The sequence below is a fragment of the Enterobacter sp. PI-10 genome (assembly GCF_027947695.1).
In the GTDB taxonomy this organism is placed as follows: Bacteria; Pseudomonadota; Gammaproteobacteria; order Enterobacterales; family Enterobacteriaceae; genus Enterobacter; species Enterobacter vonholyi.
Genome location: NZ_JAJNOG010000003.1, coordinates 276,831 through 292,453 on the forward strand (window position 1 = coordinate 276,831; position 15,623 = coordinate 292,453).

Here is a 15,623-nt window from a genome sequence, read left to right on the forward strand (position 1 = left end):
GCGAGGCAATAAGATGGATTATACGCTCACCCGCATAGATCCTAACGGTGAGAATGACCGTTACCCCCTGCAAAAACAGGAGATCGTAACCGACCCCCTGGAGCAAGAAGTCAATAAAAGCGTGTACATGGGCAAACTCGAACATGCCATGCACGATATGGTCAACTGGGGTCGTAAGAACTCCATCTGGCCTTACAACTTTGGCCTTTCTTGCTGCTACGTTGAAATGGTGACGTCATTCACTGCGGTGCATGACGTTGCGCGTTTTGGGGCAGAGGTACTGCGTGCTTCCCCACGTCAGGCTGACCTGATGGTGGTAGCCGGTACGTGCTTTACCAAAATGGCACCTGTTATTCAGCGTCTTTATGACCAGATGCTGGAGCCTAAATGGGTTATCTCCATGGGGGCATGTGCTAACTCTGGCGGTATGTACGACATCTATTCCGTCGTACAGGGCGTAGATAAATTTATCCCAGTGGATGTGTACATCCCGGGTTGCCCGCCACGTCCGGAAGCTTACATGCAGGCATTGATGCTGCTGCAGGAGTCTATCGGTAAAGAACGTCGCCCACTGTCGTGGGTTGTTGGCGATCAGGGTGTGTATCGCGCGAACATGCAGTCTGAGCGCGAGCGTAAACGTGGTGAACGTATTGCCGTCACCAATCTGCGTACGCCTGACGAAATTTAAATTGCGCCTGTAGGCCTGGAGAACACCTTCGCATATCACTACTCAAATAGCGCGAAGCCAGGCTCAACAGTCACCACGGACCATTTGCAATGGTGAACAATATGACCGACTTAACCGCGCAAGAAGCCGCCTGGCAGACCCGAGATCATCTGGACGACCCAGTCATTGGCGAACTGCGCAACCGTTTTGGGCCGGATGCCTTTACTGTTCAGGCTACCCGCACCGGGGTACCCGTTGTTTGGGTGAAGCGTGAACAATTGCTGGAAGTTGTCGATTTCCTCAAGAAATTGCCAAAACCGTACGTCATGCTGTTTGACTTACACGGCATGGATGAACGTCTCAGAACGCACCGCCAGGGTCTCCCTGCTGCGGATTTTTCCGTTTTCTACCACCTGATCTCAATAGACCGTAATACGGATATCATGCTCAAGGTGGCATTGTCTGAAAACGACATGCATCTGCCGACGATCACCAAACTTTTCCCGAACGCCAACTGGTACGAGCGTGAAACCTGGGAAATGTTCGGCATGACCTTTGACGGCCACCCGCACCTGACGCGCATCATGATGCCGCAGACCTGGACCGGCCACCCGCTGCGTAAAGACTACCCGGCACGTGCTACCGAATTCGATCCGTTTGAGCTGACCAAAGCCAAGCAGGACCTGGAGATGGAAGCGCTGACCTTCAAACCGGAAGACTGGGGCATGAAGCGCGGTACCGACAACGAGGACTTCATGTTCCTCAACCTCGGTCCAAACCATCCGTCTGCGCACGGTGCATTCCGTATTATTCTTCAGCTTGATGGCGAAGAGATTGTCGACTGCGTTCCGGACATCGGCTACCACCACCGTGGTGCTGAGAAGATGGGCGAGCGTCAGTCCTGGCACAGCTACATTCCGTATACCGACCGTATCGAGTACCTCGGCGGCTGCGTCAACGAGATGCCATACGTGCTGGCCGTTGAGAAACTGGCGGGTATCGTTACGCCGGATCGCGTTAACGTGATTCGCGTTATGCTGTCAGAACTGTTCCGTATCAACAGCCACCTGCTGTACATCTCCACGTTCATTCAGGACGTCGGCGCGATGACCCCGGTCTTCTTCGCCTTTACCGACCGTCAGAAAATCTACGATCTGGTGGAAGCGATTACCGGTTTCCGTATGCACCCGGCCTGGTTCCGTATCGGCGGTGTGGCACACGATCTGCCGCGCGGCTGGGACCGTTTGCTGCGTGAATTCCTCGACTGGATGCCAAAACGTCTGGCGTCTTACGAGAAAGCCGCGCTGCGTAACACCATCCTGAAAGGCCGTTCCCAGGGCGTTGCTGCCTACGGCGCGAAAGAAGCGCTGGAGTGGGGGACAACAGGTGCAGGTCTGCGTGCGACCGGTATTGATTTCGACGTGCGTAAAGCCCGTCCTTACTCTGGCTACGAGAACTTCGACTTTGAAGTCCCGGTGGGCGGCGGTGTTTCCGACTGCTACACCCGCGTGATGCTTAAAGTGGAAGAGCTGCGCCAGAGTCTGCGCATCCTTGAGCAGTGCCTCAACAACATGCCGGAAGGCCCGTTCAAGGCGGATCACCCGCTGACGACGCCACCGCCGAAAGAGCGCACGCTGCAACATATCGAAACCCTGATCACCCACTTCCTGCAGGTTTCCTGGGGTCCGGTCATGCCGGCGCAAGAATCCTTCCAGATGATTGAAGCGACCAAGGGTATTAACAGTTACTACCTGACCAGTGACGGCAGCACCATGAGCTACCGTACCCGCGTGCGTACGCCGAGCTTTGCGCACCTGCAGCAGATCCCGTCCGCCATCCGCGGCAGTCTGGTCTCTGACCTGATTGTGTATCTGGGTAGTATCGATTTTGTTATGTCAGATGTGGATCGCTAATTATGCACGAGAATCAACAACCACAAACCGAGGCTTTTGAGCTGAGTGAAGCAGAACGTGCCGCCATTGAGCACGAGATGCACCACTACGAAGACCCGCGTGCGGCGTCCATTGAAGCGCTGAAAATCGTACAGAAACAGCGTGGTTGGGTGCCGGATGGGGCGATCTATGAGATCGCGAAAGTGCTGGGTATTCCGGCAAGCGACGTAGAAGGCGTAGCCACGTTCTACAGCCAGATCTTCCGTCAGCCGGTTGGCCGCCATGTGATCCGCTACTGTGACAGCGTTGTCTGCCATATCACCGGTTATCAGGGCATCCAGGCTGCGATTGAGAAGAAGCTCAATATCAAGCCGGGCCAGACCACGTTCGATGGACGCTTTACTCTGCTGCCAACCTGCTGCCTGGGTAACTGCGACAAGGGGCCGACCATGATGATTGATGAGGACACTCACAGCCATCTGACGCCGGAAGCGATTCCTGACCTGCTGGAGCAGTACAAATGAAAACTGTAATTCGTACTGCTGAGACGCATCCGCTGACCTGGCGTCTGCGTGATGACAAACAGCCGGTATGGCTCGACGAATATCAGAGCAAAAACGGCTATGCCGGTGCGCGTAAAGCCCTTGGCGGCATGGCGCCGGACGACATCGTTAACGCGGTAAAAGAGTCTGGCCTGAAAGGCCGCGGCGGCGCGGGCTTCTCCACCGGTCTGAAGTGGAGCCTGATGCCAAAAGACGAATCCATGAACATCCGTTACCTGCTGTGTAACGCCGATGAAATGGAGCCGGGTACCTATAAAGACCGTCTGCTGATGGAGCAGCTGCCGCACCTGCTGGTGGAAGGCATGCTGATTTCCGCGTTCGCGTTGAAAGCGTACCGTGGCTACATCTTCCTGCGCGGTGAGTACATCGAAGCGGCGGAAAACCTGCGTCGCGCGATTGCAGAAGCCACCGAAGCGGGCCTGTTGGGTAAAAACATCCTGGGCACCGGGTTTGACTTCGAACTGTTCGTGCACACCGGCGCCGGGCGTTACATCTGCGGTGAAGAAACTGCGCTGATTAACTCCCTGGAAGGCCGCCGCGCGAACCCGCGTTCTAAGCCACCGTTCCCGGCAAGCTCCGGCGTGTGGGGTAAACCGACCTGCGTAAACAACGTCGAAACCCTGTGTAACGTTCCGGCTATCCTCGCCAACGGCGTGGAGTGGTATCAGGGCATCTCCTCAAGCAAAGATGCCGGTACCAAGCTGATGGGCTTCTCCGGTCGCGTTAAAAACCCTGGCGTATGGGAGCTGCCGTTCGGTACCACCGCACGTGAAATTCTTGAAGACTACGCTGGCGGCATGCGTGATGGCCTGAAATTCAAAGCCTGGCAGCCGGGTGGGGCAGGGACAGACTTCCTGACCGAAGCCCACCTTGACCTGCCGATGGAGTTCGAAAGCATTGGTAAAGCAGGCAGCCGTCTGGGTACGGCGCTGGCGATGGCCGTCGACCACGAGATCGGCATGGTCTCGCTGGTCCGTAACCTGGAAGAGTTCTTCGCCCGTGAGTCCTGCGGCTGGTGTACACCGTGCCGTGATGGTCTGCCGTGGAGCGTGAAGATCCTGCGTGCAATCGAACGTGGCGAAGGCCAGCCTGGCGATATCGAAACGCTTGAGCAACTGTGTCGATTCTTGGGCCCGGGTAAAACCTTCTGTGCCCACGCACCGGGTGCCGTCGAACCTCTGCAGAGCGCGATCAAATATTTCCGCGACGAGTTCGAAGCAGGCATCAAGCAGCCGTTCAGCAATACCCATGCCATCAATGGGATTCAGCCGAACCTGCTTAAAGCGCGCTGGTAACGACAAGAATTTTGATTAACGCTCGGTTTCGACCGAGCCAACTGGAAGCATGCTAATGGCTACGATTCATGTAGACGGCAAAGAATACGAAGTCAACGGGGCGGACAACCTGCTGGAAGCTTGTCTGTCTCTTGGCCTCGATATTCCGTACTTTTGCTGGCATCCGGCGCTGGGCAGCGTCGGTGCTTGCCGCCAGTGTGCGGTGAAGCAATATCAAAACGCGGAAGACACGCGTGGTCGCCTGGTGATGTCCTGTATGACGCCAGCCACCGAAGGCACCTTTATTTCGATTGATGACGAAGAAGCGAAACAGTTCCGTGAAAGCGTTGTGGAATGGTTGATGACCAACCACCCGCACGACTGTCCGGTCTGTGAAGAGGGCGGTAACTGCCACCTTCAGGATATGACCGTGATGACCGGTCACAGCTTCCGTCGCTATCGCTTTACCAAGCGTACCCACCGTAATCAGGATCTGGGGCCGTTCATCTCTCACGAAATGAACCGCTGCATTGCCTGCTACCGCTGCGTGCGTTACTACAAAGACTATGCAGACGGTCAGGATCTGGGCGTGTATGGCGCACATGACAACGTCTACTTCGGTCGTCCGGAAGACGGCGTACTGGAAAGCGAATTCTCCGGTAACCTGGTAGAAATCTGCCCGACCGGCGTCTTCACGGATAAAACCCACTCCGAGCGTTACAACCGTAAATGGGACATGCAGTTTGCGCCAAGCATCTGCCAGCAGTGTTCTCTCGGCTGTAACACCAGCCCGGGTGAGCGCTACGGCGAACTGCGTCGTATCGAAAACCGTTACAACGGTACCGTTAACCACTACTTCCTGTGCGACCGCGGTCGTTTCGGCTATGGCTATGTGAATCTGAAGGACCGTCCGCGTCAGCCGGTTCAGCGCCGTGGCGACGACTTCATTACCCTAAACGCTGAACAGGCGATGCAGGGTGCGGCAGACATTCTGCGCCAGTCGAAGAAAGTGATTGGTATTGGCTCCCCGCGTGCCAGCATCGAAAGCAACTTCGCGCTGCGCGAGCTGGTCGGGGCGGAAAACTTCTATACCGGTATCGCCCAGGGCGAGCAGGAACGTCTGCAGCTGGTACTGAAAGTGCTGCGTGAAGGCGGTATCCATACCCCGGCGCTGCGCGAAATCGAATCCTATGATGCGGTCCTGGTGCTGGGTGAAGACCTGACGCAGACCGGCGCACGCGCGGCTCTGGCGGTTCGCCAGGCGGTGAAGGGTAAAGCACGTGAAATGGCAGCGGCGCAGAAAGTGGCTGACTGGCAGATTGCGGCGATCCTGAACATCGGCCAGCGCGCGAAGCATCCTCTGTTTGTGACCAACGTCGACAATACCCGTCTGGACGATATCGCGGCGTGGACCTACTGCGCACCGGTTGAAGATCAGGCGCGCCTCGGCTTTGCGATTGCCCACGCGCTGGACAACAGCTCACCGGCCGTTGAGCTGGATCGGGACCTGCAAAACAAGGTCGACGTGATTGTTCAGGCCCTGGCAGGTGCGAAGAAGCCGCTGATTATTTCCGGTACCAACGCCGGTAGCGCAGAGATCATTCAGGCAGCAGCCAACGTGGCCAAAGCTCTGAAAGGCCGCGGTGCTGACGTCGGTGTGACCATGATTGCCCGTGCGGTGAACAGCATTGGACTGGGCATGATTGGCGGCGGCTCGCTGGAAGAAGCGTTAAGCGAACTGGAATCCGGTGCCGCTGACGCCGTGGTGGTGCTGGAAAACGACCTGCATCGTCATGCTTCTGCCGCTCGCGTAGACGCCGCGCTCTCCAAAGCCCCGCTGGTGATGGTCATTGACCATCAGCGCACCGCGATTATGGACAAAGCGCACCTGGTGCTCTCTGCGGCAAGCTTCGCAGAAAGCGACGGTACCGTTATCAACAACGAAGGCCGCGCGCAGCGTTTCTTCCAGGTTTACGACCCGGCGTACTACGACAGCAACACCGTGATGCTGGAAAGCTGGCGCTGGCTGCACTCCCTGCACAGCACCGTGCAGAGCCGTGAAGTGGACTGGACGCAGCTCGACCACGTTATCGACGCGGTAGTCGAAAAACTGCCTCAGCTGGCAGGCATTAAAGATGCCGCGCCTGAAGCAAGCTTCCGCATTCGCGGCCAGAAACTGGCGCGTGAACCGCACCGTTACAGTGGCCGTACTGCGATGCGTGCCAACATCAGCGTGCACGAACCGCGCCAGCCGCAGGATAAAGACACCATGTTCGCCTTCTCGATGGAAGGGAACAACCAGCCGTCTGCGCCGCGTTCGCAAATCCCGTTCGCATGGGCACCGGGCTGGAACTCCCCGCAGGCATGGAACAAGTTCCAGGCTGAAGTGGGCGGCTCCCTGCGCCACGGCGATCCGGGCGTGCGTCTGATTGAAGCCTCCGAAACCGGTCTGGACTTCTTCACCACCGTACCGGCGAGTTTCCAGGCGCAGGACGGTAGCTGGCGTATTGCCCCGTACTACCACCTGTTCGGTAGCGACGAGCTGTCCCAGCGTTCACCGGTCTTCCAGACCCGTATGCCGCAGCCGTACATCAAGCTTAACCCGGCTGACGCCGCGAAGCTTGGCGTTAACGCGGGTGCAAACATCGCCTTTAGCTATGACGGCCAGACCATCAGCCTGCCGCTGATTATTTCTGAAAGTCTGACAGCAGGGCAGGTGGGTCTGCCGATGGGTATGCCTGGCATCGCGCCGGTTCTGGCGGGTGCGCGTCTTGATAATCTGCAGGAGGCAAAAGCATGAGTTGGTTAACGCCGGATCTTATCGACATCCTGCTGAGCATTCTGAAAGCGATTGTAATCCTGCTGGTGGTGGTCACCTGCGGCGCGTTCATGAGCTTTGGTGAACGTCGTCTGCTCGGTCTGTTCCAGAACCGTTACGGACCGAACCGCGTGGGCTGGGGTGGTTCACTCCAGCTGGTCGCGGATATGATCAAGATGTTCTTTAAAGAGGACTGGATCCCGCGCTTCTCGGATCGCGTGATCTTTACTCTGGCACCGATGATCGCCTTCACCTCGCTGCTGCTGGCGTTTGCTATCGTTCCGGTTAGCCCGACCTGGGTGGTCGCTGACCTGAACATCGGCATTCTGTTCTTCCTGATGATGGCAGGCCTCGCGGTTTACGCGGTCCTGTTCGCAGGCTGGTCCAGTAACAACAAGTACTCGCTGCTGGGTGCGATGCGTGCTTCCGCGCAGACCCTGAGCTACGAAGTGTTCCTGGGTCTTTCCCTGATGGGCGTGGTGGCGCAGGCCGGTTCATTCAACATGACCGACATCGTCAACAACCAGGCCGACATCTGGAACGTTATTCCGCAGTTCTTTGGGTTTATTACCTTTGCCATCGCGGGCGTGGCAGTGTGTCACCGTCACCCGTTTGACCAGCCAGAAGCCGAACAGGAACTGGCCGACGGTTACCACATCGAATATTCCGGTATGAAATTCGGTCTGTTCTTCGTGGGCGAGTACATCGGTATCGTCACCATTTCCGCGTTGATGGTAACGCTGTTCTTCGGTGGCTGGCATGGCCCGTTCTTACCGCCGTTCATCTGGTTCGCGCTGAAAACCGCGTTCTTCATGATGATGTTCATTTTGATTCGCGCAGCGTTACCGCGTCCGCGTTATGACCAGGTAATGTCCTTCGGCTGGAAAGTGTGCCTGCCGCTGACGCTCGTCAACTTGTTGGTAACGGCGGCTGTCATTCTCTGGCAGCAGCCATAAGGGGCTATAGACCATGACCTTAAAAGAATTACTGGTAGGCTTTGGTACCCAGGTACGCAGTATCTGGATGATCGGCCTGCACGCGTTTGCCAAACGCGAAACCCGGATGTACCCGGAAGAGCCGGTATATCTGCCGCCGCGCTACCGTGGCCGTATCGTGCTGACGCGCGACCCGGACGGTTCCGAGCGCTGCGTTGCCTGTAACCTGTGTGCGGTAGCGTGTCCGGTAGGCTGTATCTCTCTGCAGAAAGCAGAGACGGTAGACGGCCGCTGGTACCCTGAGTTCTTCCGCATCAACTTCTCACGCTGCATTTTCTGCGGTCTGTGTGAAGAAGCGTGCCCAACCACGGCGATTCAGCTGACTCCAGACTTCGAGCTGGGTGAGTACAAGCGTCAGGACCTGGTGTACGAGAAAGAGGATCTGCTGATTTCCGGTCCGGGCAAATACCCGGAATATAACTTCTACCGGATGGCGGGTATGGCAATCGACGGCAAAGATAAGGGTGAAGCAGAGAACGAAGCTAAGCCTATCGACGTCAAGAGCCTGTTACCGTAAGGAGAGGGCAATGGAATTCGCTTTTTATATCTGTGGCCTTATCGCCATCCTGGCTACGCTGCGAGTGATCACGCACACCAACCCGGTGCATGCGCTGCTGTACTTAATCATCTCGCTGCTGGCCATTTCCGGGGTGTTCTTCGCACTGGGCGCGCACTTCGCCGGTGCGCTGGAAATCATCGTCTACGCCGGGGCCATCATGGTGCTCTTCGTGTTCGTCGTGATGATGCTGAACCTGGGCGGCTCTGAAATTGAGCAGGAACGTCAGTGGTTAAAGCCGCAGGTGTGGATCGGCCCGGCATTTTTGTCGGCCATCATGCTGGTGGTGATTGTGTACGCCATTCTGGGTGTTAACGATCAGGGCATCGACGGCACGCCGATTGGCGCGAAAGAGGTAGGTATCACGCTCTTTGGCCCATACGTTCTGGCGGTTGAACTGGCCTCAATGCTACTGCTGGCAGGTCTGGTTGTTGCTTTCCACGTTGGCCGCGAAGAGCGTGCTGGCGAGGTGCTGAGCAACCGCACTGACGACCGCGCGAAAAGAAAAACGGAGGAGCGCGCATGATCCCCTTAACACATGGACTGATCCTCGCTGCGATTTTATTCGTTCTGGGTCTGACCGGTCTGGTTATCCGCCGCAATCTGCTGTTTATGCTGATCGGGCTGGAAATCATGATTAACGCCTCCGCGCTGGCCTTCGTGGTCGCCGGAAGCTACTGGGGCCAGACCGATGGTCAGGTGATGTACATTCTCGCCATCAGCCTCGCGGCTGCCGAAGCGAGTATTGGCCTGGCGCTGTTGCTGCAGCTCCATCGTCGCCGCCAGAATCTGAACATCGATTCAGTAAGTGAGTTGCGTGGATGAACATGCTTGCCTTAACCATTATTTTTCCGCTGATTGGCTTCGTGCTGCTGGCGTTTTCTCGCGGCCGCTGGTCTGAGAATCTGTCTGCGACCGTCGGCATGGGCTCTGTTGGCCTGGCCGCGCTGGTGACAGCGTATGCGGGTATCGACTTCTTTAACAACGGGCGTCAGCCTTTCAGCGTACCGCTGTGGACCTGGATGTCGGTCGGTGATTTCAACATCGGCTTCAACCTGGTGCTGGACGGCCTCTCGCTGACCATGCTCTCCGTGGTCACCGGCGTCGGCTTCCTGATCCACATGTTCGCCTCCTGGTATATGCGCGGTGAAGAGGGGTACTCCCGCTTCTTCGCCTACACCAACCTGTTTATCGCCAGCATGGTGGTTCTGGTGCTGGCCGATAACCTGCTGCTGATGTATCTGGGCTGGGAAGGCGTAGGTCTGTGTTCTTACCTGCTGATCGGTTTCTACTATACCGATCCGAAGAATGGCGCAGCGGCCATGAAAGCATTCGTCGTGACCCGCGTGGGTGACGTCTTCCTCGCTTTCGCGCTGTTCATTCTTTACAACGAACTGGGCACGCTGAACTTCCGCGAAATGGTGGAACTAGCGCCGGCGCACTTCGCGGCAGGCAACAACATGCTGTGGTGGGCAACGCTGATGCTGCTGGGTGGTGCCGTGGGTAAATCCGCGCAGCTGCCGTTGCAGACGTGGCTGGCCGACGCGATGGCGGGTCCAACCCCTGTCTCCGCGCTGATCCACGCTGCGACCATGGTTACCGCCGGTGTTTACCTGATTGCGCGTACCCATGGCCTGTTCCTGATGACCCCGGAAATTCTGCATCTGGTGGGTATCGTCGGTGCGGTCACGCTGGTGCTGGCAGGCTTTGCCGCGCTGGTGCAGACCGACATCAAACGCGTTCTCGCGTATTCCACCATGAGCCAGATTGGTTACATGTTCCTGGCGCTGGGCGTTCAGGCGTGGGACGCGGCCATTTTCCACCTGATGACGCACGCGTTCTTTAAAGCGCTGCTGTTCCTCTCATCCGGTTCCGTGATTCTGGCCTGCCACCACGAGCAGAACATCTTCAAGATGGGCGGACTGCGTAAGTCCATTCCGCTGGTTTATGTCTGCTTCCTGGTGGGCGGCGCGGCGCTGGCGGCACTGCCGCTGATCACCGCGGGCTTCTTCAGTAAGGACGAAATCCTTGCGGGTGCCATGGCGAATGGTCATATCAATCTGATGGTTGCGGGTCTGGTCGGCGCGTTCATGACCTCCCTGTATACCTTCCGTATGATTTTCATCGTATTCCACGGTAAAGAACAAATTCACGCTCACGCAGGGAAGGGGATTACCCATCACCTGCCGCTGATTGTGCTGCTGGTACTGTCCACCTTCGTTGGCGCGATGATTGTGCCACCGCTGCAGGGCGTACTGCCGGACACCACCGAGCTTGAGCACGGTCGCGTTCTGACGCTTGAAATCACCTCCGGTGTGGTCGCTATCGCGGGCATCCTGATCGCAGCATGGCTGTGGCTGGGCAAACGTACGCTGGTCACTGCCGTGGCCAACAGTGCGCCGGGCCGCCTGCTGGGCACCTGGTGGTACAACGCGTGGGGCTTCGACTGGCTGTACGACATGATCTTCGTTAAGCCGTTCCTGGGCATCGCGTGGCTGCTGAAGCGCGACCCGCTGAACAGCCTGATGAACATCCCGGCGATCCTTTCCCGCTTTGCAGGTAAAGGCCTGCTGTACAGCGAGAACGGTTACCTGCGCTGGTATGTGGCGTCCATGAGCATCGGTGCGGTTGTCGTGCTGGCGCTGCTGATGGTGTTGCGTTGATCGTTAAGTGAATTTTATTCGAATTCGTTGAAAATCAGGCCCCTGCTGGGGGCCTTAAAAAGGAATGTAAATCGCCATGTTACTACCCTGGCTAATATTAATTCCCTTCATCGGCGGCTTCCTGTGCTGGCAGACTGAACGCTTTGGCGTGAAGATGCCGCGCTGGATCGCGCTGATCACCATGGGATTGACGCTCGCGCTTGGCCTGCAACTGTGGTTGCAGGGCGGTTACTCACTGACCCAGTCTGCGGGCATTCCGCAGTGGCAGTCTGAGTTCATCCTGCCGTGGATCCCACGTTTCGGCATTACGATCCACCTGGCGATTGACGGTCTGTCTCTCCTGATGGTGGTGTTGACCGGCCTGCTCGGCGTTCTGGCGGTACTTTGCTCCTGGCGAGAAATCGAAAAATACCAGGGCTTCTTCCACCTGAACCTGATGTGGATCCTGGGCGGCGTAATCGGCGTGTTCCTTGCCATCGACATGTTCCTGTTCTTCTTCTTCTGGGAGATGATGCTGGTGCCGATGTACTTCCTGATCGCGCTGTGGGGCCACAAGGCGTCCGACGGTAAAACGCGTATCACGGCGGCAACCAAGTTCTTCATCTATACCCAGGCGAGTGGTCTGGTGATGTTGATTGCCATTCTGGCGCTGGTGTTTGTTCACCACAATGCGACCGGCACCTGGACCTTCAACTACGAAGACCTGCTGAAGACCCCAATGTCGCACGGCGTGGAATATCTGCTGATGCTGGGCTTCTTCATCGCGTTCGCGGTGAAAATGCCGGTCGTTCCGCTGCACGGCTGGCTGCCAGACGCGCACTCTCAGGCACCAACGGCGGGTTCCGTTGACCTGGCGGGCATCTTGCTGAAAACGGCGGCCTACGGCCTGCTGCGTTTCGCTCTGCCGCTGTTCCCGAACGCCTCCGCAGAGTTCGCACCGATTGCCATGTGGCTTGGTGTGATCGGTATCTTCTACGGTGCCTGGATGGCTTTCACCCAGTACGACATCAAGCGACTGATTGCCTACACCTCCGTTTCCCACATGGGCTTCGTGCTGATTGCTATCTACACCGGCAGCCAGCTGGCGTACCAGGGCGCGGTGATCCAGATGATTGCGCACGGTCTGTCTGCAGCCGGCCTCTTCATCCTGTGCGGTCAGCTGTACGAACGTCTGCATACCCGCGACATGCGTATGATGGGCGGTCTGTGGAGCAAAATTAAGTGGCTGCCAGCGCTTTCCATGTTCTTCGCGGTGGCTACCCTGGGGATGCCGGGTACCGGTAACTTCGTCGGCGAATTTATGATTCTGTTCGGCAGCTTCAAAGTGGTACCGGTGATTACCGTGATCTCCACGTTTGGTCTGGTGTTCGCTTCCGTATACTCGCTGGCGATGCTGCACCGCGCTTACTTCGGTAAAGCGAAGAGCGAAATTGCTGCACAAGAACTGCCGGGGATGTCGCTGCGTGAGCTGTTCATCATCCTGCTGCTGGTCGTACTGCTGGTGCTGCTGGGCTTCTTCCCGCAGCCGATTCTGGATACCTCGCATAGCGCGATGGGTAACATCCAGCAGTGGTTTGTTAATTCTGCTTCTACTACAAGGCCGTAATTCGCCATGACAATAACTCCACAACAACTGATCGCGCTGCTACCGCTGCTGATCGTCGGATTGACGGTGGTGGTTGTGATGCTCTCCATTGCGTGGCGACGCAATCACTTCCTGAATGCCACGCTGTCGGTCATCGGCCTGAACGCCGCGTTAGTCTCTCTCTGGTTTGTTGGTCAGGGTGGGGCGATGGACGTCACCCCGCTGATGCGCGTTGACGGTTACGCCATGCTGTATACCGGACTGGTGCTGCTGGCAAGCCTGGCAACCTGTACCTTTGCGTACCCGTGGCTCGAAGGCTACAACGACAATAAAGAAGAGTTTTACCTGCTGGTTCTGATTGCCGCGCTGGGCGGCATTCTGCTGGCGAATGCGAACCACCTGGCCGCGCTGTTCCTCGGCATTGAGCTGATATCTCTGCCGCTGTTCGGCCTGATTGGTTACGCCTTCCGTCAGAAGCGCTCCCTGGAAGCAAGCATCAAGTACACTATTCTGTCTGCTGCTGCATCCTCGTTCCTGCTGTTTGGTATTGCGCTGCTGTACGCACAGTCCGGTAATCTCTCCTTCATGGCGCTCGGCAAGAGCCTCGGCGACGGCATGCTGCATGAGCCGCTGCTGCTGGCGGGTCTGGGCATGATGATTGTTGGCCTTGGCTTCAAACTCTCTCTGGTGCCGTTCCACCTGTGGACGCCAGACGTATACCAGGGCGCTCCGGCTCCGGTGTCGACCTTCCTGGCGACGGCGAGCAAAATCGCTATCTTCGGTGTGGTCATGCGTCTGTTCCTGTACGCGCCGGTAGGTGACAGCGAAGCGGTTCGCGTGGTGCTGGGCATTATCGCGTTCGTCTCCATCATCTTCGGTAACCTGATGGCGCTGAGCCAGACCAACATCAAGCGTCTGCTGGGCTACTCGTCTATCTCTCATCTGGGCTACCTGATGGTGGCGCTGATTGCGCTGCAGAGCGGCGAGATGTCGATGGAAACCGTGGGCGTGTATCTGGCCGGTTACCTGTTCAGCAGTCTCGGCGCCTTCGGCGTGGTGAGCCTGATGTCCAGCCCGTACCGTGGTCCGGATGCCGATTCACTGTTCTCCTACCGTGGGCTGTTCTGGCACCGTCCGATCCTGTCTGCGGTGATGACCGTGATGATGCTCTCTCTGGCAGGTATCCCGATGACGCTTGGCTTTATCGGTAAATTCTACGTGCTGGCCGTCGGTGTGCAGGCGCACCTGTGGTGGCTGACTGCGGGCGTGGTGATCGGTTCCGCGATTGGTCTCTACTACTACCTGCGCGTGGCCGTGAGCCTGTACCTGAGTGCGCCTCAGCAGCTCAACCGTGATGCCCCAACCAACTGGCAGTACAGCGCCGGTGGTATCGTCGTGCTTATCTCGGCGCTGCTGGTGCTGATCTTCGGTATCTATCCGCAGCCGCTGATTGATATCGTGCAGCGAGCGATGCCGCTGATGTAAAAACAAAAAACCCGCCTCGGCGGGTTTTTTTATGGTTTGCCCAGCGGCGCTACGCTTGCAGGGCCTACGGGTTTTGTAGGTCGGGTAAGCGTAGCACCACCCGACTAAGCCAGCTGCTTCCGGCTAATCAACGGCCCGTCAATCTTCTTCATCGAGCGGTCCAGCACTTCCTCAATCACCGACGACAGCTCGTTTAGCTCAAACTTCGCCACATACCCGTCCGCTTTCACCTTACGAATATGATCTTCGTTGGCGTTGCCGGAAAGGGAAGAGTGGATCACCACCGGAATGTCCTTTAATACCGGGTCGGTTTTGATTTTGCGCGTCAGCGTAAAGCCGTCCATCTCCGGCATTTCAAGATCGGTCAGCACAAGCGCGATCTTGTCGGTGATGGGAACTCCCTCAGCCTGCGCCTGTGCGGCCAGAACCCCAATTTTCTCCCACGCCTCTTTGCCGGTGATATGCAGCTGTGCCGGGATCTCCATCGCCTGCAGACCTTTCTCCAGCATCGAGCGCGCGACTTTCGAATCTTCTGCGACGATGGCGACTGCGCCAGGCTTAATATGGAATTTGGTGGTCTTCAGATTGGTGGCGTGCAGATCGTGATTGGCCGGAGTGATGTCATACAGGATCTGCTCAACGTCCAGCACCATCGCCAGATCGTTGGTATCGCTCTTCTCGTCAAGACACGCAATGCTGGTGATGTAGCGACCGCTGACGGCAGTTTCCGCCGCGTGCACCTGCTTCCAGTCCAGACGCATGATGTTCTCAACCGACTCCACGGCAAACGCCTGCACGCTGCGCGCGTATTCGGTGATCAGCAGGATATTCAGCCCGGTGGTGGGCTTACAGCCCGCCACGGCGGCGAGGTCGATCACCGGGATCACCTGATCGCGAATATTCACCATTCCCATCAGCGGTGATTTCATCCCGGCGGGTTTCGTGAACTCCGGCATCGGCACAATTTCACGCAGCTTAAAGACGTTAATGCCAAACAGCTCAGATTTATTTTCGTTAAGAGAGGTGCCAAGACGGAACAGCAACAGTTCAAAACGGTTCGACAGGGTCAGATTCGCCCTGTCATCAATATCTTTCTGGAAATTATCCATTCTACCCTCGAGAGAA

13 protein-coding genes are annotated in these 15,623 nt (G+C 57.2%); 12 read left to right on the plus strand and 1 reads right to left on the minus strand.

Annotated features, from left to right (window positions below):
- Positions 1–13: 13 nt before the first annotated feature.
- The 12 genes from nuoB to nuoN all read left to right on the plus strand — a co-directional run bounded on the left by nuoB (position 14) and on the right by nuoN (position 14,498).
- Positions 14–688 (plus strand): NADH-quinone oxidoreductase subunit NuoB, encoded by a 675-nt coding sequence (gene nuoB / locus LRM19_RS09745; protein WP_003861482.1) that lies wholly within the window; start codon positions 14–16, stop codon positions 686–688.
- Positions 689–777: 89 nt separating this feature from the next.
- Entirely contained in the window at positions 778–2,580 is a 1,803-nt protein-coding gene (nuoC, locus tag LRM19_RS09750) for an NADH-quinone oxidoreductase subunit C/D (RefSeq protein WP_023312537.1), read from the plus strand.
- A 2-nt stretch (positions 2,581–2,582) separates the two neighbouring features.
- Positions 2,583–3,083 (plus strand): NADH-quinone oxidoreductase subunit NuoE, encoded by a 501-nt coding sequence (gene nuoE, locus LRM19_RS09755; RefSeq protein ID WP_006176513.1) that lies wholly within the window; start codon positions 2,583–2,585, stop codon positions 3,081–3,083.
- Complete coding sequence (nuoF, locus tag LRM19_RS09760; protein ID WP_008500209.1) at positions 3,080–4,417, plus strand: NADH-quinone oxidoreductase subunit NuoF; 1,338 nt, start codon at positions 3,080–3,082, stop codon at positions 4,415–4,417. The genes nuoE and nuoF overlap by 4 nt, the downstream gene beginning before the upstream one ends.
- 55 nt (positions 4,418–4,472) lie before the next feature.
- Complete coding sequence (nuoG, locus tag LRM19_RS09765) at positions 4,473–7,196, plus strand: NADH-quinone oxidoreductase subunit NuoG (RefSeq protein WP_147301715.1); 2,724 nt, start codon at positions 4,473–4,475, stop codon at positions 7,194–7,196.
- Positions 7,193–8,170 (plus strand): NADH-quinone oxidoreductase subunit NuoH, encoded by a 978-nt coding sequence (nuoH, locus tag LRM19_RS09770; RefSeq protein ID WP_008500211.1) that lies wholly within the window; start codon positions 7,193–7,195, stop codon positions 8,168–8,170. The genes nuoG and nuoH overlap by 4 nt, the downstream gene beginning before the upstream one ends.
- A 13-nt stretch (positions 8,171–8,183) precedes the next feature.
- Positions 8,184–8,726, plus strand: a complete 543-nt coding sequence (nuoI, locus tag LRM19_RS09775; protein WP_003861491.1) for an NADH-quinone oxidoreductase subunit NuoI — start codon at positions 8,184–8,186, stop codon at positions 8,724–8,726.
- Positions 8,727–8,736: 10 nt separating this feature from the next.
- Positions 8,737–9,291, plus strand: a complete 555-nt coding sequence (gene nuoJ / locus LRM19_RS09780) for an NADH-quinone oxidoreductase subunit J (protein ID WP_271368620.1) — start codon at positions 8,737–8,739, stop codon at positions 9,289–9,291.
- Positions 9,288–9,590 carry an NADH-quinone oxidoreductase subunit NuoK gene (gene nuoK, locus LRM19_RS09785; protein WP_003861496.1) on the plus strand — a complete coding sequence of 101 codons (303 nt, stop codon included), beginning with the start codon at positions 9,288–9,290 and terminating at the stop codon, positions 9,588–9,590. Before nuoJ ends, nuoK begins: the two co-directional genes overlap by 4 nt.
- Positions 9,587–11,428: an NADH-quinone oxidoreductase subunit L gene (nuoL, locus tag LRM19_RS09790; RefSeq protein WP_023325763.1), complete on the plus strand. Its 1,842-nt coding sequence runs from the start codon at positions 9,587–9,589 to the stop codon at positions 11,426–11,428. Before nuoK ends, nuoL begins: the two co-directional genes overlap by 4 nt.
- 76 nt (positions 11,429–11,504) lie before the next feature.
- Complete coding sequence (gene nuoM, locus LRM19_RS09795; RefSeq protein WP_023312532.1) at positions 11,505–13,034, plus strand: NADH-quinone oxidoreductase subunit M; 1,530 nt, start codon at positions 11,505–11,507, stop codon at positions 13,032–13,034.
- A 6-nt stretch (positions 13,035–13,040) separates the two neighbouring features.
- A complete protein-coding gene (gene nuoN / locus LRM19_RS09800; protein WP_023312531.1) occupies positions 13,041–14,498 on the plus strand; it encodes an NADH-quinone oxidoreductase subunit NuoN in 1,458 nt (485 codons plus the stop codon).
- Positions 14,499–14,602: 104 nt separating this feature from the next.
- Here nuoN and LRM19_RS09805 read toward each other — a convergent pair whose 3' ends face one another.
- Positions 14,603–15,607 (minus strand): chemotaxis protein, encoded by a 1,005-nt coding sequence (locus LRM19_RS09805; protein WP_032652809.1) that lies wholly within the window; start codon positions 15,605–15,607, stop codon positions 14,603–14,605.
- Positions 15,608–15,623: the final 16 nt, after the last annotated feature.